The organism is Idiomarina sp. 017G (genome assembly GCF_004362265.1).
Classification (GTDB): domain Bacteria; phylum Pseudomonadota; class Gammaproteobacteria; order Enterobacterales; family Alteromonadaceae; genus Idiomarina; species Idiomarina loihiensis.
The window spans coordinates 657,900-679,996 of record NZ_SNWT01000001.1; the positions used below are offsets into that span (position 1 = coordinate 657,900).

Sequence of the window (22,097 nt, forward strand, 5' to 3'; positions counted from 1 at the left end):
TATAAGCTGTCCTTATTATTGTGCCGTCAGCTGCTTTAACGTTTGCCGTAAGTTGTCATCCAGAGGGGCTTCAAAAGCCACTTCTTTTCCTGTAACAGGATGCAGAAAACGCAGCTGCCAAGCGTGCAAAAACAGTCGGTTTAACCCAAGCCCGGACATTGCGTTGTCGAAATCTGTATCACCGTACTTAGGATCTTTCGCTATAGGATGACCCGCATGTAACGCGTGAACACGAATTTGATGGGTGCGGCCGGTAACTGGCGACGCTTCAACTAATGTCCCTTCCTTATACCTTTGCTGAATTCTGAAACGCGTCAAAGAGGCTTTGCCTTCTGCATCAACGCGTACAATTCTCTCGCCGGATTTTAAGGTGTTCTTTTTTAACGGCGCCTCAACACTGCGAACCCGTTTTTGCCATTGACCGCGAACCAACGCCAGATATTGCTTATTCATTTCTTTGTTACGCAACTGTTCATGCAAACTTCTCAGCACTGAACGTTTTTTAGCAACCAGCAACAAGCCACTGGTGTCGCGGTCTATTCGGTGAACCAGCTCTAAGCTTTTCTCTTTTGGCCGCAGCGCTCTTAAGCCTTCAATAAGACCGAACTGCAACCCAGAGCCGCCATGTACGGCGACTCCTGATGGTTTATTAATTAACATCAAAGCGTCATCTTCATAGAGGATCGCGTGCTCCAGAGCTGCAACCTGCTCTAAATTAGCAGACGGAAGGTCAGGCCTTTCGCTCACTTTTACCGGAGGAATGCGAATGAGGTCACCTTCCTTTAACTTATAGTCCGGTTTTATCCGCTTTTTATTCGCCCGCACTTCACCTTTACGAACAATTCGGTACACCAAAGACTTAGGTACACCGCGTAATTGCGCAATGAGAAAGTTATCTATTCGCTGCCCTGACTCTTCTGCAGAGACAGTATGCCAGCGTACTTCTTGTTGAATTGTTTTCATGCCGCTATTTTACCATCATCTACAAGATTCAACAGCGAAATTGTTGCTTGTATTTTCAGTGGTTTTCATGGAATAATTAAGTGTCAAAGTCCATCGAAGATGGCAGACGAAGAATATATTTCGCGCAATCGAAATAGCAGAGCGACGCATTATCCACATCAGCGTACGGTTTTAAAGTCTAATGAAGTGACTAGCCGAGATGTTGATGGCACGGAGAAGAACACAGCACATTGAATACGCTTTGTTTCATAATCGATTGCAGACGTAAAATTTAGCGACAATATGACACCGAACAGTTGGTGTTATCGGCACAGTCAAACTCATTTTAGTTACACGTTGTAGATGACGGGTAACGCAGGTCCCAAAGGGCTTGCAGCGACAGACGAATTCGATAATTGCACGATCGCCATTGGGGCGTGTCATATTGTGGCCCAAAGAATTGAGTCACAGTAATGAAAAGAATGCTAATTAATGCCACGCAATTAGAAGAGTTGCGTGTTGCGCTGGTTGACGGCCAGCGCCTTTACGATTTAGATATTGAAAGCCCTGGTCACGAACAGAAAAAAGCAAACATATATAAAGGCAAAATCACACGCATAGAGCCAAGTCTCGAAGCTGCCTTTGTCGATTATGGCGCAGAACGCCACGGCTTCCTTCCTCTTAAAGAAATAGCTAAAACCTATTTTCCACAAGGTTATACCTTCCAGGGTCGCCCCAACATCAAAGATGTGGTTAAAGAAGGCCAGGAAGTTATTGTTCAAATAGACAAAGAAGAGCGAGGCCAAAAAGGCGCCGCTTTGACTACCTTTGTTTCCCTGGCTGGCAGCTATTTGGTGCTCATGCCGAACAACCCCCGAGCCGGTGGTATATCTCGCCGTATTGAGGGCGATGAACGTTCAGCACTAAAAGAGGCGCTATCTGACCTCAATGTTCCGAAAGAAATGGGACTGATCGTCCGTACCGCCGGTGTAGGCAAGTCAAAAGAAGAGCTCGAGTGGGACTTGAATGTTCTGCTTAACCATTGGGAAGCCATTAGCAAAGCTGCAGACGAGCGCCCTGCTCCTTTCCTTATTCATCAGGAAAGCAACGTTATTTTCCGCGCCTTACGCGATTACCTGCGCCGAGACATCGGTGAAGTTCTCATCGATAGCCCGAAAGTTTACGAGCAAGTCCGTAGTCATATACAGCTTATTCGTCCGGATTTTTTACAACGCGTAAAACAATACGAAGGCGATGTTCCGCTTTTCAGTCACTACCAGATTGAAAGCCAAATTGAATCTGCATTCCAGCGCGAAGTCCGCCTTCCGTCAGGTGGTTCAATTGTTATCGACCCAACCGAAGCACTGACATCCATCGATATTAACTCGTCACGTGCAACTAAAGGTGGCGATATCGAAGAAACGGCATTGCAGACCAACCTTGAAGCAGCCGAAGAAATAGCACGTCAGTTGCGTTTACGCGACGTTGGCGGCTTAGTGGTTATCGACTTTATTGATATGACCCCTGCCCGCCATCAACGTGATGTTGAAAATCGTTTACGCGATAGCTTATCTCAGGACAGAGCGCGTATTCAGGTAGCCCGCATTTCGCGCTTTGGCTTGATGGAAATGTCTCGTCAGCGTTTACGTCCTTCGCTGGGCGAATCAGCAAACAATGTTTGCCCTCGTTGTAATGGTCAGGGAACTATACGTTCGAGCGATTCTTTAGCTCTGTCGATCTTGCGCTTGATTGAAGAAGAAGCCATAAAAGACAACACCATTCAGGTGCATGCTCAGGTTCCGGTCGATGTCGCAACTTATTTGCTCAATGAAAAGCGTCAATCCGTAAATCATATTGAAAAGCGTCATAACGTGAAAATCGTTATTATCCCGAATCACCATATGGAAACACCTCACTTTGAAGTGTTACGTATTCGTGATGACGAAGTTCCGGAATCGGCCAGTTTTGAGTTGGTGCAAAAACCGGAGCAAACTGAATCTACGGTTTCTATTACTTTGACTCAGGATAAAGCTAAATTTGAAGAGCCTGCATTAAAAGGCCTTCAGGCACCGAGTGCAGCTCCTACGCCAGCACCGGCTCCTAAAGTTGAAGAGAAAAAAGCAGCTCAACCATCCTTGTTGAGTCGTTTAGCGACTTGGTTCTCTGGCTTATTTGGTTCAGATGAAGCACAGAAACAGGCTGAAGCTGAGAAAGAAAAAGAACGCAATGCTCAGAACCAGCGGAATCAGCAACGTCGTGGCCGTAATCGCCGCTCAGGAAACCGCCAGCAGCGAGGCCGCAACCAGTCAGCGGGTAAGGACAAGGAAGCCAGTAAAGAAAACCCCTCTGCAGCTACAGAAGATAAATCAACGGAATCTCGCGATGACGCAGGTAACCGTAATAGTCGCAACCGTAACGATCGCAGACGTCGTGGCCGCAGCAATAAAAATCAGCAGCAGCCAAAACCAGAAGCGGCTAAGAACGAGCAAGTTGATAGCCCGGCTGAAGCAGAAAAGCCAAAAGAGGCTAAAGCTGTTCAGGATAAACCTCGTCGTCAACGTAAGCCGATTGAAAAATCCGTTCGCGTTTCATCGACTGGCGATTCAGTAGAAGCTAAAGAACCAACGCAGCCAGCTCAAAAGTCTGCTGATGCGTCGACTGATGGTGCAGATACTCAAAAGCCAACCCAGGCTAAAGAGAAACCTGCAAAGCAATCGGGTTCTGACAAGAGCGAGAATAAAGCAATTTCTGATAAGGTGCTGGATCCGCGTATGCAGGCAGCTGCTGAGTTGGTACAAAATCAGACTCAATCTGCAACTCCGGCAGAACAGAGCGAAGAGAAGAGCGTAGAGAAGAGTGTTGATGAGAGTAGCGAAGAGAAAGCACCTCAAGCGGACACTCAAGCAACTCAACAAACTGAAACCAGTACAGACGAAACAGTGCAAACGCCGGACACAACTAAACCTGAAGCTCAGCCAGAAGTGGCATCTGATGACAAAGCAGAAACATCAGTTGAGCAAGCCAGTGAAGCCGTGCCAGAACCAGCTAAAGAAGAGCAAAGTAATAGCTCTGAAACCGCTGAAGAGCCTGCAAAGCCAACTGAGACAGAAGACACTGTTGAAGAAAAGCCAGAGCCTAAGGCTGAAGAGAAGAAAAGCAGAGATCGCTCTCGCCGCTCTCCTCGTCATCAACGGGCTGCGGGGCAAAAACGCAAGCAAATGAAAACCGAAGCGGTTATACCTAACCGTTCATTAAGTGGTTCATCATTTTCTGCAATGACAAAGGCAACAGCTGAAGAACGCAAAGAAGCCTTTAAGGCTCTGCCTGTAGCTTCATCAGATAATCGCCCTCAGTTTGTTAAAGACAGTCGTATCGCCAGTATTTCTCAGGCGCGTTCGACTTCTTATGCCGAAATGGCAAAGTGTGACTAAATTGAGCTAAACGAAAGTTTAGTAAGGAAATAGGAAGGCCGGTAGCAACAAACTACCGGCCTTTTTTTATCTCTGGAGTTTACTTGCCGTCACGGCTTAATAGTAATAAAGGCTCGGTTTTTCTCTAAGGTTTTAGCACCAATACCTTTTACATCAAGTAACTGCTCTACTTCGGTAAAACCACCCAGTTGCTCTCTTAACTCGATGATCTGCTCAGCCCGTTTCTCACCGACACCAACCAGAACAGCCGATATCTCTTGTGCTGAACCCGTATTGATATTGACGGTTTTAACCTCTTCAGCCTGTGCTACTGGAGATAAGTTTGGTAAGGCGGATAATGGAGTGGCTTGCGCCCCTGCTGCTAAAAACAGCGATGAGGCAACAAGTATGGAAATTAATTTTAGCTTCATAGTGTCATTCCCTATTGAAAAATCACTGCGTCACTGCAGTAAAGACACTATAGCCGAAGTTTTTAGCCCTATTAGAAGATTACGACATTGCGAAGGCGTAAGTGAGTTATTCTCCTATAGAGGTTAATATCTCCGCAACGCTGGCGGTTGGGTCAGTTGCCTGCGTAATGGGTCGCCCAATAACCATGTAATCGACTCCAGCCTCTATTGCGGCTTCTGGTGTCATAACCCGCTTTTGGTCACCAGTGGCGCTGTTGGCAGGTCGGATACCCGGCGTTACAAGCTTAAATGACGTACCCAAATCACGTTTCAGCATACGAGCTTCCTGAGCAGAACAAACCACGCCGTTCAAGCCAGCCTGCTGCGCTAGTTTTGCCAGTTTAAGTACTTGCTGTTCCGCAGTTGCCTGAATTCCTATTTCGTTTAGGTCAGAATCACTCATGCTGGTGAGTACAGTCACGGCTATTAATAAAGGTGGTTTATCAAATTGCTTTAATGCATCCCTTGCCGCGCTCATCATTTCGGTACCGCCGCTGGCGTGCACGTTCACTATATCAACACCCATTTTAGCTGCTGAGGTTACCGCCTTAGCCACTGTATTTGGAATATCATGAAACTTTAAGTCTAAAAATACTGAAAAACCTTGCTCAACCTGCTTTTTCACCCAGTCGGGTCCAATAGCAGTAAACAATTCCTTACCCACTTTAAGACCAACTTTTCCAGCTGGTAATTGACTCACTAAATTGTCAGCGGCTTCCTGTGTCTGGCAATCTAATGCAACATAAATTTTCGGTAACGCCATGTTGTTATTCACCATCTAATCCAAAAATAGGTTTTGTTGTTGCCCAGCTCTTACACGATGGACAACGCCAATATAAAGTATGTCCGGAGAAACCACAGTGACGGCACTTATAATTGGGGCGCTGCACTATGTGCTCGTGAACCATTTTGCGCAGTCTCCGGAGGCTGTCACGCGCATTGCCCACATCAGCGGCTCTAATGTGTAACCCCATTAAATGATGGAATCCGCGCATTGTTGGATGCTGCTCTAAAACGTGAGTCATAAAGTGTTCTGCGTCTTCAATACTTTGCGATTCACAGATTTTTTCTGACAATGTAATAGCGGCCGTTATCCCCGCATTGTGTTCAACGCAACTGTGTAGAAATTCGATAAAAGCATGGGTATCCGATATTTTCTCGTAAGCTTCCTCTAGCAAAGGAATGGTTTCGCAAACGAAGGATTTATCCTGTTCGAACACCCGGATTAAGTAATTAATAGACTCCCCGTACTCCCCTTCTTTCATGTAGATTTTACCCAGGGAGAGAACAGCCCTAACACAATTAGTATCGTGTTTAAGCGCTTTGCTGTAATGCTTTATTTTACTCGGAACATTGTCGTCTAATTCGGCAAGTTCGCAATATAACTGAGCGAGAACGACTCGCGCGTGGCTGCTTTGCTTCGCCAGACGCAAAGCTATTTTAATGGCTTTATCCCATTCGTGCGTGGACTCATAAAGCTCAAGAAGGTGCTTTTGGCTTTTTTCCCGGAATAATTTGTAACTCTGCAAGCCGGCAAACATTTGTTCAGCGCGGTCATAGATTCCGGCCGAAAGATAGTCTTTACCTAACTCGTACATAGCCGTTAAGCGATCGTGCTCAGACAGATTGGGAAGTGATGTCAGGTTTTTATGAATTTTTATTGCGCGGTCAACTTCGCCTCTGCGGCGAAATAACTTGCCTAAGGTCCAGTGAGTCTCTATGGTTTCGCTGTCGACGTCTAATAACTCGACGAATAAATCAACTGCCTTATCTGGCTGATCTGACAGTAAAAGATTGATACCTGTGGCGTACTTTTTGGAGAAACGTTTCTGCTCTTTTCGTTCTTCTGTGCGAACACTATTGCGGCCCATGAACCAGCCATAGGCAGCAGCAATTGGTAAAAGCAGGAAGAGAAGCTCCAACATGAGCCGTTAACTCTCCTTGTCCAGTTTATTTAAACGCTTAACTAAACGGTTATACCGATAGCGCCAGGATAAACTCGATAGGCAAAGTAATAAAATACCAACCAGAAAACCGCTACCAAAAAAGATAGCAAGCAGCGATGCAACAGCCATTTCTGTTTGCAGCACCAGTAAATTAACAACCACAGTTTGCGGGTTCTGAGCCCCAAACGCCATTGCTAAAAGAAATATGATTAATACAGGAATGAGAATAAGCAGCTTTTTAAGCATAATTGCTTACCTGTTAGTTATAAAAAAACGGCATGCCAGTATAGCATGCCGTTTTTATCAATCGAGCGTAAAAACTAACTTAATGTATCGACCCTCTCGCGAAGCTCTTTGCCCGCTTTAAAATGCGGTACATATTTTCCATCCAATTCAACAGGATCACCTGTTTTAGGATTACGGCCAACACGAGGAGCCCGATAATGCAAAGAGAAGCTTCCAAAGCCCCGAATTTCAACGCGCTTACCTTGCGATAAGGATTGCACCATCTGTTCGAGTATCTCTTTTACCGAAGCTTCAACCTGCTTAGGAGGTAACTCGTGCTTCAAAGTTAACCTTTCAATCAGCTCTGATTTAGTCATCATTACCTCCTTCAAATTAACTGCAACAGTGCAGTAAATTATTCGTCGTCAGTTTTTGCAGCTTTAAAGGCTTCTGCCATTGCGCTGTTAAGACCAGAACCACTGTCCTGTTGCTTATTAACGCTTTCAACCGCTTCTTTCTCTTCAACTTCGTCTTTCGCACGGATAGACAAGCTCAGAGTACGGTTTTTACGGTCAACGCCCATGAAGCGAGCTTCAATAGAATCACCAACGCTCAGTTCAGTGCTTGCATCTTCAACGCGCTCGCGTGAAATGTCAGCGGCACGAACATAACCTTCAACGCTTTCAGCTAATTCAACTTTAGCGCCTTTAGCGTCTACTTCAGTAACTGTACCTGTAACAATAGCACCTTTTTTATTGGCCGCCAGGTAGTTATTGAATGGGTCTTCTTCAAGCTGCTTGATACCCAGTGAAATACGCTCACGTTCAGCATCAACTTGCATGACTACAGCGGTAACTTCTTCACCTTTTTTGTAATCACGAACGGCTTCTTCGCCAGTAGCGTTCCAGCTAATATCTGACAAGTGAACCAAACCATCAATACCGCCGTCAAGACCGATGAAGATACCAAAGTCAGTGATTGACTTGATCTTACCAGTAACTTGCTCGCCTTTATTGTGGTTTTTCGCAAACTCTTCCCATGGGTTAGGTTTACACTGTTTAAGGCCTAGTGAAATGCGACGACGTTCTTCGTCAATTTCCAGAACCATAACTTCAACAGTGTCGTCCAGGTTAACCACTTTAGAAGGATGAACGTTTTTGTTAGTCCAGTCCATTTCTGATACGTGAACAAGACCTTCAACACCCTCTTCGATTTCGACGAAGCAACCGTAATCAGTCAAGTTCGTAACACGACCAGTTAAACGATGCCCTTCTGGGTAACGGTTTGCGATATCAGCCCATGGATCTTCGCCTAACTGCTTAAGGCCAAGAGATACACGAGTGCGTTCACGGTCAAACTTCAATACTTTAACAGTGATTTCATCGCCAACGTTTACGATTTCACTTGGGTGCTTAACGCGTTTCCAAGCCATATCGGTAATGTGCAATAAGCCATCTACGCCGCCTAAGTCAACGAACGCGCCGTAGTCAGTCAGGTTCTTAACGATACCCTGAACTTCCTGGCCTTCTTGCAAGTTTTCAAGCAGCTCTTCACGCTCTGCACTGTTTTCTTTCTCGATAACAGCACGGCGAGAAACAACAACGTTGTTACGTTTTTGATCAAGCTTTATAACTTTGAATTCTAAATCTTTGTTTTCCAGGTGCGTTGTTTCACGTACTGGACGTACATCAACCAGTGAACCAGGCAAGAACGCGCGAACGCCGCCTAAGTCTACTGTAAAGCCACCCTTAACCTTACCAGAGATAATACCGATAACGGTTGCATTGTCTTCGTGTGCTTTTTCCAGTTGCAGCCATGCTTCATAACGCTTCGCTTTTTCGCGAGACAGAATGGTTTCGCCAAAGCCGTCTTCAACTGCATCAAGGGCTACGTCAACTACGTCGCCGACGCTGACTTCTAATTCACCTTCTGCATTACGGAATTGTTCTGCTGGAATCGCGCTTTCTGATTTAAGGCCGGCATCAACCAGGATCAAATCTTTTTCGATAGCAACGATAGTACCTTTAACAATGGAGCCCGGGCGTGTTTCAACTTCCTTTAGGCTTTCTTCAAATAATTCTGCAAAATTTTCTGACATAGTAATTAACTTCGCTTATAAATAAGACGTCCACTGAACTTCCGTATACAGCGGGGTTATTAAAATAGTCTGTTCGCTTCCTTACAACAGACGCCTAATTAAGGTCACCTGACCCTAGCTAGTCTTTGAGAGTTTGCTGTGCGCAAACGTCAATACTTGTTCCAACACGTCCTCTATGGACGTATCAGTGGAATCCAGATACAACGCATCCTCAGCTGGCTTAAGAGGTGCCACCGAGCGATTCGTATCACGATCATCTCTTTCTTTAATTTCGTTCACTAATTGATCAATATTAGCATCAAAACCTTTTTCCTTCAATTGCCCAAAGCGTCGTCTTGCACGCTCTTCGGCAGAAGCCGTTAAAAAGATTTTGGCATCGGCATCAGTGAAAACAACAGTTCCCATATCACGGCCGTCGGCCACCAGACCCGGAAGCTCTTTAAACCCACGCTGGCGGCGCAGTAGAGCTTCTCTGACTCGTGGTAAAGCCGCTATTTTTGAGGCCATATTACCCACTTGCTCGGTACGGATGGTCATGGTCACATCCTCGCCTTCAAGAATAATATGTGTCAATGAGCGTTCCTCTTCTGCTTCAAACTTCACATCCAGGTGCGCCGCCAAAGCCACCAGGCTTTCTTCATCTTCCGGCGTAAAATCATGGTGCAAAGCCGCTAATGCCAGTACGCGATAAATTGCGCCACTGTCCAGCAAGTGCCATCCTAGCTTTTCAGCCAATAATCGACTGATAGTTCCTTTCCCTGCCCCACTCGGCCCGTCAATCGTAATGACTGGAATATGAGTTGTCATAAAATCCTCTAATTGCTCTGCATTACGCAGCATTTAGCCGCGCAATTATACGCATTTGTAAAAAAATTGCATTAATCAAAGTCAGCGAGTCTAAGAGTTAACTGTGACAGAGCCGTGAAAACTCGGAAAAATAGTCGGGATAGGTCTTTGCACAACAACCGGGATCATTGATTGTCACTCCAGCGGAGGAAAACGCTACCAGGGAAAAGCACATTGCCATGCGGTGGTCGTCATAAGTATCAATTGCAGCATGTTGCCAGTGTTTCAGCGGTTCAATGTGGAGAAAGTCCTCGCCCTCATCGACTGTGGCACCGAGCTTGCGCAGCTCTGTTGCCATAGCATGAAGACGGTCGGTTTCTTTAACCCGCCAGTTTGCGACATTACGAATTGTCGTCGGCTTATTTGCGAATAAAGCCAGTGGCGCGACTGTCATTGCCGCATCGGGAATATCATTAAAGTCCTGGTCAATGCCCTGTACACTTCCTGTGCCGGATACGGTTATGCTGTTTTTATGGTAGCTCACTGACGCGCCCATGGCCTCAATGACTTCGGCGAAACGTTTGTCGCCCTGAATAGAGTTTTTACCAACACCGATAATCTCAACCGGACCTTTACCTAACAACGCGGCAGCCATCCAATAAGACGCAGCACTGGCATCGCCTTCGACCCAGTATTCGCCGGGCGACTGGTAGTATTGCCCGCCGGTAATAGCGTAGCGCTGAGGAGAGTCTTCTTTTATCGAAATGCCAAAGCCCGCCAGCATTTGCAGCGTCAGTTCAATGTAAGGTCGTGAAACCACATTCCCTTTTAATGTCAGGGTTGAGTCACCTGGCAGTAACGGAAGCGCCATCAGTAAAGCCGAGATAAACTGGCTGGATACCGAACCATCAATTTCAAAGTGACCCGACTTTAAACCGGAAGTCATTTCTAACGGAGGAAACCCTGTCTCCCCCAGATATTTAACTCCTGCGCCCTGAGGCTGCAAAGCATCAATTAAGTGCTTAACCGGGCGCTCATGCATTCGGGCATCACCTTTTAGCACGACTGCTTGATGTTCGCTTTCTAATGTTGCCGCTAACACGGCTATGAGCGGCCGCATTGCTGTACCGGCGTTTCCCAGATAGAGATCAGAAACAGTTTTGTTCCAATGCCCTCCTAAGCCATGCACCCGGGTAGTGAGTTTGTCATCGTCAAAGCTCACTCCCAATGCATTAAGAGCTTCACGCATGCGACTGGTGTCATCGCTAACCAGTAAATTATGCAAGGTGACGGGAGTCTGGCATAAAGCAGCCATAAGCAATGCCCGGTTAGCAATGCTTTTTGAACCGGGTAAGGTGACAGTACCGCGACAATGCTGTCGCGGCTCTAAACGAATAGAATTAACCACGCAGCTTTTTCATTGCCTTAATAAAGGCCTGGTTTTCTTCAGGCAGGCCAATGCTGACACGTAAATGATTAGGCAACTCATAGCCGCCAACAGGACGTACAATAACGCCTTCATGCAGAAGCTCGTCGTAAAGCTTCTCAGCATCGGGCCCAACTTCTATGGTTAAAAAGTTACCGTAAGATGGAATGTAGTTAAGTCCGGACTCTTCACAAAACTCAGTTAATAGCTGCATACCCTGAGCGTTTAGTTCAACGGCTTTTTGCAAATAAGCGTGATCATCTAATACGACTTCAGCAGCTTTAAGTGACAGCGAGTTCATGTTGAATGGCTGGCGAATACGGTTAAGGACATCTGCAACGCTCTCATGACTTACCGCATAACCGGCGCGCAAACCCGCTAACCCATAAGCTTTTGAGAATGTCCGGCTGACCACCAGGTTAGGATATTCTTTTATCCACTCTACCGACGGCGCTCGTTCGTCTTCCGGCACATACTCGTAATAAGCTTCATCCAGAACCACAATAATATGCTGCGGAATTTTATCCAGGAAGCCTTTCAGTACTGAGGTTGATAAAAATGTACCCGTTGGGTTATTCGGGTTAGCGATAAAAATCATCTTGGTTTTATCGGTAACGGCTTTTGCCATGCCATCAAGATCGTGCCCGTAATCTACTGCAGGAACAGCAACAGGTTTAGCACCAATAGCCTGAGTCACCAGCGGATACACTACAAATGCGTGTTGTGAGAAAATAACTTCGTCTTCATCCGACACAAAGGTACGGGCTAAAATTTCCAGAACATCGTTAGAACCGTTACCCAGAGTTATTTGCTGCGTTCCAACTTCATGTAACTCAGCCAGACGACTTTTAAGGTAGTAACCGTTAGCATCGGGGTAACGCACTAAATCAGTTAACTCGGCTTCCAGCGCGGTTTTTACTTTTTCACTCAAACCCAGAGGGTTCTCATTTGAAGCCAGCTTAACTACGTGCTGCAGACCTAACTCACGCTGCAATTCAGACGTAGGTTTACCCGCCTGGTACGGACGTAACTGCTTTACTCCGGAATTAACCAGTTCTAATGCATTAAATTCTGCCATAACGATTCACTACCTTTTTTATTCTATTTATTTAGCCAAGCTTGCGCTCAAAATCAGCCATATAACTTAGCAATGCTTCCACGCCTTCCACCGGCATTGCGTTATAAATACTGGCTCTCATGCCACCAACAAAACGATGCCCTTTTAGCCCCAGTAAACCTTGGTTTTTAGCGCCTTGCAAAAATTCAGCATCAAGCTTGTCGTCGGCCAACTGGAAAGGAACGTTCATAATTGAGCGGTAAGCCGGATTAATAGTGTTACTATAAAAATCGGACTTATCGACAAAGTCATATAAAAGCTGCGCTTTATGACGATTGCGTTCGCCCATAGCGGTTAGTCCGCCCTGAGCTTTTAGCCACTTGAATACCAACCCAGCCAGATACCAGGCAAAGGTGTTGGGCGTGTTGTACATAGACCCGTCTTTGGCCTGAAGCTGGTAATCCATAATAGACGACACCTGCTTCTGCGGCTCGCCTAATAGGGACTTTTTAACAATCGCAATGGCAAAACCGGAAGGGCCAATATTCTTCTGAGCTCCAGCGTATATGACGCCAAACTTTGAGACATCCAGTGGTTCAGAAAGAATATTCGATGACATATCAGCGACAATTGGTGCTTTTACATCAGGAATTTCATGCAGCGCAATACCATCGACGGTTTCATTAGGACAATAATGAAAATAGGCGGCATTTTCAGACAGCTTCCAGTTTTCTGGAGACTGAATTTCTTTGCCTTTAGCGCCTTCCTGAACTTGTCCGGCAACATTCACTCTGGAAACAAATTTTTCGGCTTCCCGGATAGCAAAACCAGACCAAATTCCTGTATCCAGATAATCTACCGTGGCATCCGGTGACGCGATATTTTGCGGAACCGCAGAAAACTGGCCGCGGCCACCTCCTTGCAAAAAGAGTACTTCATAGTCATCAGGTACGTTTAACAGGTCGCGCAGGTCTTGCTCGGCTTCACGTGCCATATGGACATAAACAGGGTCGCGGTGAGAAATTTCCATCACCGACACGCCCTGCCCATTCCAGTTCAGTAACTCTTCCTGAGCTTGTTTCAAAACGTCGACCGGCAACATTGCCGGTCCAGCAGAAAAGTTAAACAACTGACTCATGACTCGTCGGAACCTTCTTGATTTTTAGTATTGTCTTCAGCTGCGGTTTCACCTTCTTCAGCAACAACCTCGCCGTCAATTAACACTTCATCTTCATCAATTTCGTCAATACGCTGTAAGCCAACGACTTTTTCGTCATCAGCGGTGCGAATTAAGCGCACGCCCTGAGTGTTACGACCAACAGTAGAAACCTCGTTGACGCGAGTTCTTACCAGAGTACCTTTATTACTGATAAGCATGATTTCATTGCCGTCGATAACTTCCATGGCGCCGACAACGGAACCATTACGTTCGCTGACCTTAATAGAGACAACACCTTTGGTCGCACGGCTCTTAGCCGGATATTCACTTAGCGGCGTACGTTTGCCGTAACCGTTTTCAGTCACGGTTAATACATTCGCTTCTTCCTCTTCGTATTCGCGAGGAACAATCAGTGATACAACACGTTGCCCTTCTTCTAAGCGAATACCACGGACACCTGTTGCGGTACGACCCATTGAACGTACCTGCTCTTCAGCGAAGCGCACCACTTTACCGGCGTCAGAGAACAGCATAATTTCACCGTTACCGTCAGTGATATCAACACCAATCAGTTCATCGTCATCAACCAGATTCAGTGCAATGATTCCGCCGTTACGAGGACGTGAGTACTCTGGTAATGGCGTTTTCTTAATCGTGCCTTTCTTCGTTGCCATAACAACGAATTTATCATCCGGATAGTCCCGCGTTGGCAGAATTGCGGTAATGCGCTCGTCGGCTTCAAGCGGCAACAAGTTCACTATTGGTTTACCACGCGACGCACGGCTAGCCAGCGGCAACTGGTAAACTTTCATCCAGTAAATACGGCCACGGGTTGAGAAGCACAAAATAGTGTCATGCGTGTTCGCTACCCACAGTCTTTCTATAAAGTCTTCGTCTTTCATCTTAGTGGCTGCTTTGCCTTTACCGCCACGGCGTTGTGCTTCGTATTCAGTCAATGGCTGATACTTCACATAGCCTTCGTGAGAAAGGGTCAGAACCACGTCTTCTTCGTTGATTAAATCTTCCATGCTGATGTCGTGTGCAGCAGCAGTAATGTCCGTTTTACGCTCATCGCCGAAGTTGTTACGTATTTCTACCAGTTCTTCACGAATCACTTCCATCAGGCGCTCTGAACTGTTCAGAATATGCAGCAGTTCAGCAATCTGTTCTAGCAGACCTTTATATTCATCCAGAATTTTTTCGTGTTCTAAACCGGTCAGTTTGTGCAGGCGTAAATCAAGGATAGCCTGAGCTTGTTCTTCGGTCAGGTGATAGTTGCCATCGCGAATGCCGTATTCTTCTGGCAGATGATCAGGACGCGCAGCATCAACACCGGCAGTTTCCAGCATTGCAGCAACATCACCCAGCTGCCATGCGCGGGCAATTAGACCAGCTTTAGCTTCAGCAGGCGTTGGCGAGCGACGGATAAGCTCAATAATTTCGTCAATATTGGCCAGCGATATCGCCAAACCTTCCAAAATATGAGCACGCTCACGTGCCTTACGTAACTCGTAGACTGAGCGACGCGTGACTACTTCGCGACGGTGACGAATAAAGCAGTCCAGCATGTCGCGCAGGTTAAATAGACGCGGCTGACCTTTATCCAGGGCAACCATGTTGATACCAAAGACAACCTGTAACTGAGTATTAGCGTACAAATGGTTAAGAACAACTTCGCCAACATCACCACGACGAATTTCAATAACGATACGCATACCGTCTTTATCTGACTCATCACGCAGGGCACTTATACCTTCAACGCGTTTTTCTTTAACCAGCTCAGCAATTTTTTCAATTAAGCGAGCTTTATTCACCTGATACGGAATTTCCGTAACAATGATGGTTTCTTTACCCGATTTCTCATCAACTTCAATTTCAGCCTGAGCACGCAAATGAATACGGCCACGACCCGTTTTATAAGCTTCGACAATACCGCTACGGCCAGAAATTGTCGCCGCTGTCGGAAAGTCCGGTCCCGGGATGTATTCCATTAACCCTTCAACATCAATCTCCGGGTTATCAATCATGGCAAGTGAACCGTCGATAACTTCGGTCAGGTTATGTGGTGGAATATTGGTTGCCATACCAACGGCAATACCGGAAGAACCGTTAACTAACAGGTTAGGTACGCGGGTAGGCAGAACGTCAGGAATACGCTCAGTACCATCATAGTTGTCTACAAAATCAACCGTTTCTTTATCTAAATCGGCGAGTAACTGATGCGCAATTTTCGCCATGCGAATTTCGGTATAACGCATCGCGGCAGCAGAATCGCCGTCAACCGAACCAAAGTTACCCTGGCCGTCGACCAGCATATAACGCAAGGAGAAGTTCTGTGCCATACGTACAATAGTGTCGTAAACAGCACTATCACCGTGCGGGTGATATTTACCAATAACGTCACCAACGACACGAGCTGACTTTTTATAAGGTTTATTAAAGTCGTTGCGCAATTCGTTCATTGCGAACAAGACTCGTCTGTGTACTGGCTTCAGGCCGTCACGAACATCTGGTAAAGCACGCCCAACAATGACGCTCATGGCATAATCGAGGTACGAGCTTTTCAGTTCGTCTTCGATATTTACCGGTGACACTTCTCTGCCTAGATCGCTCATAGTTTATTCCCTAAATATAGATCCGCATATTCATTGTTATTTTGATCCAATCATTGTACCCATCCCAAACGCGTCTCGCACCCTCTTTTTCTTATTCTTTGCCTGAGGTAGACTAGCCGCGTTATCCATCTCTTAAAGACGCATAATCTATGACCACCAGTCGCTCTAAAAGTGAACAAAAAAACGTCGATCCGGACGAGATCGCAAAGTTTTCAGCCCTAGCCTCGCGCTGGTGGGATCCTGATGGAGAATTCAAACCTTTACATAAAATAAACCCCGTTCGACTAGGGTTCATTGAAAACCATACTGAAGGCCTGTTTGGAAAAAAAATACTGGATGTTGGTTGTGGCGGTGGATTACTCAGTGAAGCTATGGCTGAACGTGGCGCTCAGGTTACGGGGGTTGATTTAGCCGAACAGTCATTAAAAGTGGCACGTTTGCACGCCTTAGAAAGCGGCCGTCAAATTGACTATCAATGCATTGCTATTGAAACTCTGGCAGAACAGCAGCCAGCAAGCTTCGATGTGGTGACTTGTCTGGAGATGCTGGAGCATGTACCTGACCCTGAGGCTATTGTAAAAGCCTGTGCTAAAGCACTAAAACCTGGTGGGAAGATCTTTTTTTCCACACTAAACCGGAATGTAAAATCGTGGCTATTAGGTATTGTTGCTGCTGAGCATGTTTTAGGCTGGGTTCCCAAAGGAACTCATCAGCATCAACGTTTTATCAAGCCTTCGGAGCTGTTGCGTATGACTGATCAAGCAGCGCTGGAAGATATCGCCATTAACGGTCTTATTTTTAATCCACTGAAAGGCTTTGTTCTTTCAGAAAAAGATGTTGATGTGAATTACATTATCGCTTTAAAAAAACCGGAGTCATAAATGGCCTCATCAAACAGAAAGTCTCCGGTAAAGGCGGTGTTGTTCGATTTGGACGGTACGCTGCTTGACACAGCCCCCGATTTGGGTGCTGCATTGAACGCCGTATGCGAACAATACGAACGCCCTGCTATTACGGCGGAGGTGTTTACGCCAGTCGCGTCGCATGGCTCCAGAGGCATGCTGCAGCTAGCTTTTGCCAATGAGTACAGCGACATGGAAGCCGAATTGCGACATGCGTTTCTTAGTGCTTATAAAGAGAACATAGCCATTCATACGCAACCTTACCCTGGGGTTTTGGAGCTACTTGCCGTGCTGCAGCGTGAATCTATTCAAGTTGCTATAGTCACCAATAAGCCAGAGCGCCTAACCCAACAATTATTGCCTCACTTCCCGGAGTTTGAAGCTATTCGTGTGGTCGTAAGCGGTGATACCTTAAGCGTAGCAAAGCCTTCGCCGGAACCTTTATTCTATGCGGCTGAAAAGCTGGGAATAGAACCTGCCGACTGTCTTTATGTCGGAGATGCGGAACGGGATATCGAAGCTGGTCGCAATGCCGGCATGGTTACTGTGCTTGCTGAATATGGTTATATTAGCAATGAGGATCAGCCGCAACGCTGGCAAGCCGACTATCATATCGCCTCACCACTGGAGTTACTGAAGTTACTAGCTATTGATAACTCTTGATCTATAAACATCTTTTAAAAGATCAAAAAAATATATAGCAAGATTACCAGCGCAAACTCACGCCAAACAAAGGCTGACAAAAAATCAAGATTTCTAAATCAAAATTATTCCTGTTTTTGCCCGTAAATTTACTTGATCGAAGTGGCAGTTAGACCTAGCATACTCTTCATTCCCAAGACACTAGATATTGTGTAAATATCGCCCTGTACAACTAATAAGCACAATATCTTGTGGCTACAAACATATAACAAAAAGCTAAGAGTCGGCGCAAAATGAACGAGCAACTTTATGTCACTAAACGCAGCGGCGAACGCGAACCGCTAAACCTCGATAAAATTCACCGGGTTATCATGTGGGCCGCTGAAGGTCTTAACAATGTTTCAGCTTCTCAGGTCGAAATTAAGTCTCACATTCAGTTTTACGACGGTATTAAAACCGAAGATATCCACGAGACCATCATCAAAGCTGCAGCTGATTTAATTTCAGAAGAAGCGCCCGACTATCAATATATGGCTGCGCGCCTGGCTATTTTCCACTTGCGCAAAAGGGCCTACGGTAAGTTTGAGCCACCGCGTCTTTACGACCAGGTCAAAAAGATGGTTGCAGAGCATCGCTACGATGAGCACCTGCTGGAAGACTATACTGAAGCAGAATTTGACCAGATGGACGAAATTCTGGATCACTGGCGTGACATGAACTTCTCGTACGCGGCCGTTAAACAGCTAGAGAACAAATATCTGGTTCAAAACCGGGTTACCGGCGACATCTATGAAAGCGCTCAGTTCTTATACATTCTGGTAGCGGCTTGTTTGTTTGCCAACTACCCGAAAAGCACTCGTATGGACTACGTTAAACGTTTCTACGACGCCGCTTCTGAATTCAAAATCTCGCTACCAACACCTATTATGTCGGGTGTGCGCACGCCTACGCGTCAGTTCAGCTCCTGCGTTCTGATTGAAGCCGGCGATAGTCTCGATTCTATTAATGCCACTTCAAGCGCCATCGTAAAATACGTATCGCAGCGTGCCGGTATTGGCATTAACGCAGGGCGTATTCGCGCTCTGGGCAGCCCGATCCGTAACGGTGAAGCCTTCCACACAGGTTGTATTCCGTTCTATAAATATTTCCAGACAGCGGTAAAAAGCTGTTCGCAAGGTGGTGTTCGTGGTGGCGCCGCTACCCTGTTCTACCCGCTTTGGCATCTGGAAGTTGAAAGCTTATTGGTACTGAAAAACAACCGCGGTGTTGAAGAAAACCGGGTTCGCCATCTGGATTACGGTGTGCAGTTTAACCGCACCATGTACCAGCGTCTGATTAAAGACGATTACATTACCTTGTTCAGCCCGTCGGATGTGCCAGGCCTTTACGACGCATTCTTTGAAGATCAGGACGAATTTGAGCGTTTGTACCTTCAGTACGAGCAGGATGAAAGCATCCGCAAAAAACGTATTAAAGCCATTGAGTTGTTTGGTTTGTTTATGCAGGAACGCGCCAGTACTGGCCGTATCTACGTACAAAACGTTGACCACTGCAACACACACAGCCCGTTCGATTCTAAAGTTGCTCCTATTCGTCAGAGCAACCTGTGTCTTGAAATTGCGTTACCAACTAAGCCTCTAAGTCATGTGAACGACGAAGAAGGTGAAATTGCCCTTTGTACGCTGTCGGCCTTTAACTTAGGCAAAATTGAAAACCTGGGCGAGTTTGAAAACTTAGCCGACTTAGCCGTTCGCGCACTGGATAGCCTGCTGGACTATCAGGAATACCCTGTTCCGGCCGCTTATAATGCAACAATGAACCGTCGTACTCTGGGCATTGGTGTGATTAACTTTGCTTACTACTTAGCTAAGCACGGCGTTAAATATTCAGACGGCTCTGCAAATGGTCTGGTTCATCAGACCTTTGAGGCAATACAGTATTATCTGATGCAAGCGTCAATGAATCTGGCTAAAGAAAGAGGTGCGTGCCCTAAATTTAATGAGACCACCTACTCTCAGGGCATTATGCCAACCGATACCTACAAGAAAGACCTGGATAAGGTTTGCGATGAACCTCTGCATCTGGACTGGGACAAGCTTCGTGCCGACATCAAACAACACGGCATGCGTAACTCCACGTTATCAGCGTTAATGCCTTCTGAGACATCGTCGCAGATTTCTAACGCGACTAACGGTATTGAACCGCCTCGTGGTTTTGTCAGCATTAAGTCGTCAAAAGACGGTATCACCAAACAGGTAGTTCCTGATTACGAAAACTTAAAAGACAAGTACGAGCTGTTATGGCAAATCCCGAACAACAAGGGATACCTTGAGCTGGTTGGTATTATGCAAAAGTTTGTCGACCAGACAATTTCTGCGAACACCAATTACGATCCAAGTAAATTCCAAGCCGGTAAAGTACCAATGAAGCAGCTTCTGCAGGACTTATTAACGGCCTATAAGCTTGGTGTTAAGACGCTTTACTATCACAACACCCGTGACGGTGCTGCGGATAATCAATCCGACATTGCTGCACGTAAAGGTGCTGCTGCGTCTCAAGCTCAGCCGACAGAAGTGATCATTGAAGAAGATGATGACTGTGCCGGCGGCGCCTGCAAAATTTAATAAGAAGGATTTTAGCGAATGTCGTACTCAACCTTTAATCAAGAGCAGAATAACCCGTTAACGGAGCCTATGTTTTTAGGCAACTCCGTTAACGTTGCTCGCTACGACCAGCAAAAACACAGCATTTTTGAAAAGCTGATTGAAAAACAAATCAGCTTTTTCTGGCGACCTGAAGAAATCGATGTCAGCCGCGACCGCATCGACTTTAACAAGCTAACAGCCAGTGAAAAGCATGTGTTTATTTCTAACCTGAAGTATCAAACACTGTTAGATTCGATTCAGGGGCGTTCGCCGAATATCGCGTTACTGCCTATTGTTTCTCTTCCGGAACTGGAAACCTGGATTGAAACCTGGTCATTCTTTGAGACCATACATTCGCGCTCGTACACACATATTCTGCGTAACCTGTTTAGTGACCCCAGCGAAGTCTTTGAAGATATCGTCATTAATGAGCAAATTAAAATTCGCGCGAATGACATCTCCAAATACTACGATGATCTTATTTTCTATACTCAGCTGTTGCAGACGCACGGTGAAGGCGATGTCGTTGTTGAAGGCAAAACCCACACCGTGACCCAGCGGGAAATTAAGAAGAAACTATTCTTATGCATTAACTCAGTTAACGCGCTGGAAGCTATTCGTTTCTATGTCAGTTTCGCCTGCACGTTCGCTTTTGCAGAACGTGAGTTAATGGAAGGCAACGCAAAAATTATTAAATTGATTGCCCGTGACGAAAACGTTCACCTGACATCGACACAGCACATTCTTAATTTGTGGCAATACGGCGAAGATGACCCGGAAATGAAAGAGATTGCCGAAGAACTGCGTGACGATGCCTATGAAATTTTCATGACTGCAGTGAAGCAGGAAAAACAGTGGGCGCACTACCTGTTTAAAGACGGCTCAATGATTGGCCTGAATGAGAGCATGCTCTGCCAGTACGTCGAATATATTGCGAACTTACGTATGCAGGCCATTGGCTTTGATGCACCGTTTGAGAACCAGCGCTCCAACCCATTACCGTGGATGAATAAGTACCTGGTTTCAGACAACGTTCAGGTAGCGCCGCAGGAATCAGAAATCACCTCTTACCTTGTTGGTCAGATAGACAGCGAAGTTAATGCTTCCGACCTTGGGGACTTTGATCTCTAAGCTATGGCTAACACCTTTAAAGTCACTGTCAACGGTGGGCCCGAACTTGCCGTTGACGCGACTGAAGGCACCTTACTCGAGGCCTTAGAAAAGCATCAGTTAGAAATGCACTACCACTGCCGCAGTGGTTTTTGTGGTGCCTGCCGTAGCACCCTAAAGTCCGGTAAAGTCCGTTATACAACAGAACCTCTGGCTTATGTCAGAAAAGGCGACATTCTGCCCTGCTGTTGTGTCCCGGAGTCAGATCTGGACATTGACCACTAAGTATTATTCATTAAATCGATTGTGCCCATCGTGCAGAACAATTGTTAACCAGCAATAAAATCTGGATAATGGCACCATAAATTTTTGTGAGAGAGGTATTTCATGTTTACAGTCATTTTTGGACGTCCGGGTTGTCCTTTTTGTGTTCGTGCCGTAGAAGTTGCGGATAAATTAAAAGCCGATATGGAAGATTTTGATTATCGCTATGTCGACATTCACGCTGAAGGCATCAGTAAAGCTGACCTTGAGAAAACAGTAGGCAAACCGGTACAAACAGTTCCTCAAATTTTTGTCGACGAACAACACGTTGGTGGTTTCACAGAGTTTGAAGCCTACGCAAAAGAAAACTTAGGGCTATATACTGCATAATTCTGTGTTA

General features: G+C 46.0%; 19 protein-coding genes. 7 read left to right on the forward strand and 12 right to left on the reverse strand.

Annotated elements, in window-relative coordinates:
* Positions 1-15: 15 nt before the first annotated feature.
* Positions 16-963: a 23S rRNA pseudouridine(955/2504/2580) synthase RluC gene (gene rluC / locus DEU30_RS03260; RefSeq protein ID WP_114981290.1), complete on the reverse strand. Its 948-nt coding sequence runs from the start codon at positions 961-963 to the stop codon at positions 16-18.
* Positions 964-1,415: 452 nt separating this feature from the next.
* On the opposite strand from rluC, the gene rne reads away from it, so the two are divergent.
* Positions 1,416-4,373: a ribonuclease E gene (gene rne / locus DEU30_RS03265; RefSeq protein ID WP_114981289.1), complete on the forward strand. Its 2,958-nt coding sequence runs from the start codon at positions 1,416-1,418 to the stop codon at positions 4,371-4,373.
* Positions 4,374-4,462: 89 nt separating this feature from the next.
* Here rne and DEU30_RS03270 read toward each other — a convergent pair whose 3' ends face one another.
* From DEU30_RS03270 to gyrA, 11 genes are all read right to left on the reverse strand, one after another.
* Positions 4,463-4,783 (reverse strand): ComEA family DNA-binding protein, encoded by a 321-nt coding sequence (locus DEU30_RS03270; protein ID WP_034823110.1) that lies wholly within the window; start codon positions 4,781-4,783, stop codon positions 4,463-4,465.
* A gap of 106 nt (positions 4,784-4,889) precedes the next feature.
* Complete coding sequence (gene pyrF, locus DEU30_RS03275) at positions 4,890-5,585, reverse strand: orotidine-5'-phosphate decarboxylase (protein WP_034823158.1); 696 nt, start codon at positions 5,583-5,585, stop codon at positions 4,890-4,892.
* 4 nt (positions 5,586-5,589) lie between these two features.
* Positions 5,590-6,747, reverse strand: coding sequence for a lipopolysaccharide assembly protein LapB (gene lapB, locus DEU30_RS03280; protein ID WP_114981288.1), 1,158 nt, complete (start codon positions 6,745-6,747; stop codon positions 5,590-5,592).
* Positions 6,748-6,753: 6 nt separating this feature from the next.
* A complete protein-coding gene (locus DEU30_RS03285) occupies positions 6,754-7,014 on the reverse strand; it encodes a LapA family protein (RefSeq protein ID WP_011234599.1) in 261 nt (86 codons plus the stop codon).
* A gap of 74 nt (positions 7,015-7,088) precedes the next feature.
* On the reverse strand, positions 7,089-7,370 hold the full coding sequence (ihfB, locus tag DEU30_RS03290; protein WP_011234600.1) for an integration host factor subunit beta: 282 nt from the start codon (positions 7,368-7,370) through the stop codon (positions 7,089-7,091).
* 38 nt (positions 7,371-7,408) lie between these two features.
* On the reverse strand, positions 7,409-9,091 hold the full coding sequence (rpsA, locus tag DEU30_RS03295; RefSeq protein WP_034823106.1) for a 30S ribosomal protein S1: 1,683 nt from the start codon (positions 9,089-9,091) through the stop codon (positions 7,409-7,411).
* 114 nt (positions 9,092-9,205) lie between these two features.
* Positions 9,206-9,898 (reverse strand): (d)CMP kinase, encoded by a 693-nt coding sequence (cmk, locus tag DEU30_RS03300; RefSeq protein ID WP_016341331.1) that lies wholly within the window; start codon positions 9,896-9,898, stop codon positions 9,206-9,208.
* Positions 9,899-9,995: 97 nt separating this feature from the next.
* Positions 9,996-11,285, reverse strand: a complete 1,290-nt coding sequence (gene aroA, locus DEU30_RS03305) for a 3-phosphoshikimate 1-carboxyvinyltransferase (protein WP_114981286.1) — start codon at positions 11,283-11,285, stop codon at positions 9,996-9,998.
* Positions 11,278-12,381, reverse strand: a complete 1,104-nt coding sequence (hisC, locus tag DEU30_RS03310; protein WP_114981284.1) for a histidinol-phosphate transaminase — start codon at positions 12,379-12,381, stop codon at positions 11,278-11,280. Before hisC ends, aroA begins: the two co-directional genes overlap by 8 nt.
* A 31-nt stretch (positions 12,382-12,412) precedes the next feature.
* Positions 12,413-13,498, reverse strand: a complete 1,086-nt coding sequence (serC, locus tag DEU30_RS03315) for a 3-phosphoserine/phosphohydroxythreonine transaminase (protein WP_114981282.1) — start codon at positions 13,496-13,498, stop codon at positions 12,413-12,415.
* The gene (gyrA, locus tag DEU30_RS03320; RefSeq protein WP_114981280.1) at positions 13,495-16,134 is read right to left on the reverse strand and encodes a DNA gyrase subunit A; all 2,640 of its coding nucleotides are present in this window, start codon (positions 16,132-16,134) and stop codon (positions 13,495-13,497) included. Before gyrA ends, serC begins: the two co-directional genes overlap by 4 nt.
* A 149-nt stretch (positions 16,135-16,283) precedes the next feature.
* On the opposite strand from gyrA, the gene ubiG reads away from it, so the two are divergent.
* From ubiG to DEU30_RS03350, 6 genes are all read left to right on the forward strand, one after another.
* Positions 16,284-17,015, forward strand: a complete 732-nt coding sequence (ubiG, locus tag DEU30_RS03325) for a bifunctional 2-polyprenyl-6-hydroxyphenol methylase/3-demethylubiquinol 3-O-methyltransferase UbiG (protein WP_114981278.1) — start codon at positions 16,284-16,286, stop codon at positions 17,013-17,015.
* On the forward strand, positions 17,016-17,699 hold the full coding sequence (locus DEU30_RS03330) for an HAD-IA family hydrolase (RefSeq protein WP_114981276.1): 684 nt from the start codon (positions 17,016-17,018) through the stop codon (positions 17,697-17,699).
* 272 nt (positions 17,700-17,971) lie between these two features.
* Positions 17,972-20,302 carry a class 1a ribonucleoside-diphosphate reductase subunit alpha gene (gene nrdA / locus DEU30_RS03335; protein WP_114981274.1) on the forward strand — a complete coding sequence of 777 codons (2,331 nt, stop codon included), beginning with the start codon at positions 17,972-17,974 and terminating at the stop codon, positions 20,300-20,302.
* A gap of 18 nt (positions 20,303-20,320) precedes the next feature.
* Positions 20,321-21,454 carry a class Ia ribonucleoside-diphosphate reductase subunit beta gene (gene nrdB, locus DEU30_RS03340; RefSeq protein WP_011234610.1) on the forward strand — a complete coding sequence of 378 codons (1,134 nt, stop codon included), beginning with the start codon at positions 20,321-20,323 and terminating at the stop codon, positions 21,452-21,454.
* A 3-nt stretch (positions 21,455-21,457) separates the two neighbouring features.
* Entirely contained in the window at positions 21,458-21,718 is a 261-nt protein-coding gene (gene yfaE, locus DEU30_RS03345) for a class I ribonucleotide reductase maintenance protein YfaE (RefSeq protein WP_011234611.1), read from the forward strand.
* A 102-nt stretch (positions 21,719-21,820) separates the two neighbouring features.
* A complete protein-coding gene (locus tag DEU30_RS03350; RefSeq protein WP_011234612.1) occupies positions 21,821-22,087 on the forward strand; it encodes a GrxA family glutaredoxin in 267 nt (88 codons plus the stop codon).
* The last annotated feature ends 10 nt before the right edge of the window (positions 22,088-22,097 follow it).

Bases quoted from the DNA above. Each gene is read 5' to 3' on its own strand.
- serC (WP_114981282.1), bottom strand. From the start codon at position 13,498: ATGAGTCAGTTGTTTAACTTTTCTGCTGGACCGGCAATGTTGCCGGTC.
- pyrF (WP_034823158.1), bottom strand. From the start codon at position 5,585: ATGGCGTTACCGAAAATTTATGTTGCATTAGATTGCCAGACACAGGAA.
- nrdA (WP_114981274.1), top strand. From the start codon at position 17,972: ATGAACGAGCAACTTTATGTCACTAAACGCAGCGGCGAACGCGAACCG.
- nrdB (WP_011234610.1), top strand. From the start codon at position 20,321: ATGTCGTACTCAACCTTTAATCAAGAGCAGAATAACCCGTTAACGGAG.
- hisC (WP_114981284.1), bottom strand. From the start codon at position 12,381: ATGGCAGAATTTAATGCATTAGAACTGGTTAATTCCGGAGTAAAGCAG.
- rluC (WP_114981290.1), bottom strand. From the start codon at position 963: ATGAAAACAATTCAACAAGAAGTACGCTGGCATACTGTCTCTGCAGAA.
- gyrA (WP_114981280.1), bottom strand. From the start codon at position 16,134: ATGAGCGATCTAGGCAGAGAAGTGTCACCGGTAAATATCGAAGACGAA.
- cmk (WP_016341331.1), bottom strand. From the start codon at position 9,898: ATGACAACTCATATTCCAGTCATTACGATTGACGGGCCGAGTGGGGCA.
- rpsA (WP_034823106.1), bottom strand. From the start codon at position 9,091: ATGTCAGAAAATTTTGCAGAATTATTTGAAGAAAGCCTAAAGGAAGTT.
- ubiG (WP_114981278.1), top strand. From the start codon at position 16,284: ATGACCACCAGTCGCTCTAAAAGTGAACAAAAAAACGTCGATCCGGAC.
- DEU30_RS03350 (WP_011234612.1), top strand. From the start codon at position 21,821: ATGTTTACAGTCATTTTTGGACGTCCGGGTTGTCCTTTTTGTGTTCGT.
- DEU30_RS03270 (WP_034823110.1), bottom strand. From the start codon at position 4,783: ATGAAGCTAAAATTAATTTCCATACTTGTTGCCTCATCGCTGTTTTTA.
- DEU30_RS03330 (WP_114981276.1), top strand. From the start codon at position 17,016: ATGGCCTCATCAAACAGAAAGTCTCCGGTAAAGGCGGTGTTGTTCGAT.
- yfaE (WP_011234611.1), top strand. From the start codon at position 21,458: ATGGCTAACACCTTTAAAGTCACTGTCAACGGTGGGCCCGAACTTGCC.
- lapB (WP_114981288.1), bottom strand. From the start codon at position 6,747: ATGTTGGAGCTTCTCTTCCTGCTTTTACCAATTGCTGCTGCCTATGGC.
- rne (WP_114981289.1), top strand. From the start codon at position 1,416: ATGAAAAGAATGCTAATTAATGCCACGCAATTAGAAGAGTTGCGTGTT.
- ihfB (WP_011234600.1), bottom strand. From the start codon at position 7,370: ATGACTAAATCAGAGCTGATTGAAAGGTTAACTTTGAAGCACGAGTTA.
- DEU30_RS03285 (WP_011234599.1), bottom strand. From the start codon at position 7,014: ATGCTTAAAAAGCTGCTTATTCTCATTCCTGTATTAATCATATTTCTT.